3 protein-coding genes are annotated in these 2,982 nt (G+C 28.3%); all 3 read left to right on the top strand.

Annotated features, from left to right (window positions below; translation table 4 throughout):
- Nucleotides 1-127 precede the first annotated feature (127 nt).
- Nucleotides 128-685 carry an ATP synthase F1 subunit delta gene (gene atpH / locus MALL_RS01590; RefSeq protein ID WP_005683441.1) on the top strand — a complete coding sequence of 186 codons (558 nt, stop codon included), beginning with the start codon at nucleotides 128-130 and terminating at the stop codon, nucleotides 683-685.
- The gene (atpA, locus tag MALL_RS01585) at nucleotides 675-2,252 is read left to right on the top strand and encodes a F0F1 ATP synthase subunit alpha (protein ID WP_005683440.1); all 1,578 of its coding nucleotides are present in this window, start codon (nucleotides 675-677) and stop codon (nucleotides 2,250-2,252) included. Before atpH ends, atpA begins: the two co-directional genes overlap by 11 nt.
- On the top strand, nucleotides 2,252-2,982 hold a 731-nt coding region (locus tag MALL_RS01580), incomplete at its 3' end, for a F0F1 ATP synthase subunit gamma (RefSeq protein ID WP_005683438.1). The genes atpA and MALL_RS01580, both read left to right, overlap by 1 nt.

Genomic DNA, 2,982 nt, shown 5'->3' with positions numbered 1-2,982 from the left:
AAAAACAAATTGCTGAAACCGCTATTGAACTTTCAAAAAAAATTCTTAAAAAAGAAATTTCAAAAACAAGTCAAAAAGAAATCATTGATGAATTTTTAAATTCAAAACTGAATAAAGAGGAAATCTAATGTACGTAAAAGCAAATCCTGTTGGATATGCAATTGCTTTTTATGACTTAGTTAAAGAAAAAAATGACTTTTCTTTAATTCATAATCAAGTCAATGAATTAAAAGATGTTATTGCTCAAAATAAAGACTTAATTTTATTTTTAAGTGCTAAATCAATTACTTTAGATCAAAAATATGAATTAGTAGATCAAATTTTTGCACAATATGATAAACGTTTAATTAATTTAATAAAAGTTGTTGTTCAACGTAATAATGCCAATGAATTAAAACATATCTTAATTCATTATTTACGTTTATCAAACACAGAATTAAATATAAAATTTGCAAGAGTTTTAACAGCACAAAAATTAACTAAAGTTCAATTAGAAAAAATAAAAACAAAACTAGAAAATTTATATAATCAAAAATTTGAAATTAGAAATGAAATAAATGAAGAACTAATAAGTGGTTACCAAATTCATTTAGGTTCAGAAATTATAGAAAAAAATATAAATAATGATTTAGAAAAAATCAAAAATACAATAATAAATGAAAAAGGAGGAATAAATGGCAAATAAACTACAAGATATTTCAGCTATTATTCGTGATAAAATAAAAAACTTTGATAGCAAAATCGATTATGCAGAAATAGGTCGTGTTATTTCAATTGGTGATGGTATAGCATTAGTTAATGGTTTAGAAAATGTCATGAACTCCGAAATAGTTGTTTTTAACGAAAATACCTATGGACTAGCCTTAAATTTAGAAGAAGAAGTAGTTGGAGTTACCATTTTTGGAGATATTACTTCTATTTCTGAGGGTGATATAGTTAAAAGAACTGGAAAAGTTATAAGTGTTGGAGTCGGTGATAAAATGCTAGGAAGAGTAATTGATTCACTTGGAAATCCAATCGATGGAAAAGGCCCAATTAAAACTACAAAAACAAGAGAAATTTTCCGTGTTGCAAGCGGAGTTATGTCAAGAAAAGAAGTTAACCAGCCTCTAGAAACCGGAATTATTGCAATTGATTCGATGATACCTATAGGAAAAGGCCAACGTGAATTAATTATCGGTGATAGACAAACTGGTAAAACAGCTATAGCTATTGATACAATAATTAACCAAAAAGGTAAAGATGTTAAATGTGTTTATGTAGCAATTGGGCAAAAAAATTCAACTGTTGCTCAAATAGTAAAAAAACTTGCTGATACAGGAGCGCTTGAATATACAACAATTGTAGTTTCAGGAGCAAGTGAATTAGCACCTCAACAGTATATTGCACCTTACACTGGTGTTACAATTGCTGAAGAGTGAATGGAAAAAGGTAAAGACGTTTTAATTGTTTATGATGATTTATCAAAACACGCTATAGCTTATAGAACCTTATCATTACTTTTAAGAAGACCTCCTGGTCGTGAAGCTTATCCTGGAGACGTATTTTACTTACACTCACAACTTTTAGAAAGAGCAGCAAGAGTAACCAAAGAAAATGGTGGAGGTTCTATTACAGCCTTACCAATTATTGAAACTCAACAAGGTGATATCTCTGCTTATATACCAACAAATGTTATATCTATAACCGATGGACAAATTTTTACCAAAGAAAACTTATTTAACTCAGGACAAAGACCTGCTGTTGATGTTGGTTTTAGTGTTAGTCGTGTTGGTAGTGCTGCACAAATTAAAGCTATGAAAAAAGTAGTAGGTTCTTTAAAACTAGAACTAGCGCAATATAATGAAATGCTTGCTTTTGCTCAATTTGGTTCTGATTTAGATGATTCAACAAAAACCATCTTAAATCACGGAGCTAAAGTTTATGAATTATTAAAACAAGAGCAATATCAACCAATTTCACAAATTGCTCAAGCAATAATTTTACTTGGTGTTAAAGAAAGAATTATTAACCCGTTACCAAAAGAGTATATTAATGAATATCGTGAAGCAGTTTTAAAATACGCTGATTTAAGTGGTGATGGAAACGTAATTATCTCTGAAATAGCAACAAGTGGTGAAATTAGTGCTCAAAATTATCAACTTCTTGAAAAAGCATTAGTTAAAATAGTAAATTCAATAGTTGCTTCAATTCCTAACTACAATCCAGAAGTTCACAAATTAATGCCTGAAAAATATAGAGAGTCAAAATAATGGCTAGTTTAAATATTTTAAAAGGTCGCATTAATGTTGTAACTAATACTAAAAAAATAACTCATGCTATGGAGCTTGTTGCTTCATCTAAACTTAGAAAAGCTCGTGAGTTATATGAAAATATTAAAAGTTATCAAGATAATTTAGAAAAAACATTTAATGATTTATTATTACATGTTAATCCAAACGAATTTAATACACTTTTTCCTAAACACCCTGGTATAGAGGCAAATATGTACATTCTTATTACCTCTGATTTAGGTCTTTGTGGATCTTATAATTCAAATTTAATTACTTATCTAAAACAAAAAATTCAACCTAAAGATATGGTTGTAGTAGTTGGTTCAAAAGGATATGCTGCTCTATCAAATAGCATTTATAAAGACCAAATTATAAAAGTTTATCACGATTATGGTGACACAGTTTCTTATAATCTAGGTAATGAAATTAGCAAATTGGCAATTGATACATATTATGATAAAAAAATCAATGGTGTTAATATTATTTACACTAAGTTTATAAGTAATGTACAACAAGATGCAGTTGAATTTAAATTATTTCCTTTTCAATTACCTTCAGGAGATTATATTAAATCTTCTGTAGTTGAATTTGAACCAGATGCTAATACTATTTTAAAAAATTCAGTACCTTTATATGTAGGAAGCATGATTTATTGTTTAGGTACATCCGCTAAAATTTCTGAAATGGCTTCTAGAAGAACTGCTATGGA

The organism is Mycoplasmopsis alligatoris A21JP2, from assembly GCF_000178375.1.
GTDB lineage: Bacteria > Bacillota_I > Bacilli_A > Mycoplasmatales > Metamycoplasmataceae > Mycoplasmopsis > Mycoplasmopsis alligatoris.
The sequence above is the reverse complement of the archived record's forward strand: the minus strand, read 5'-3'. Positions and strand labels throughout refer to the sequence as shown.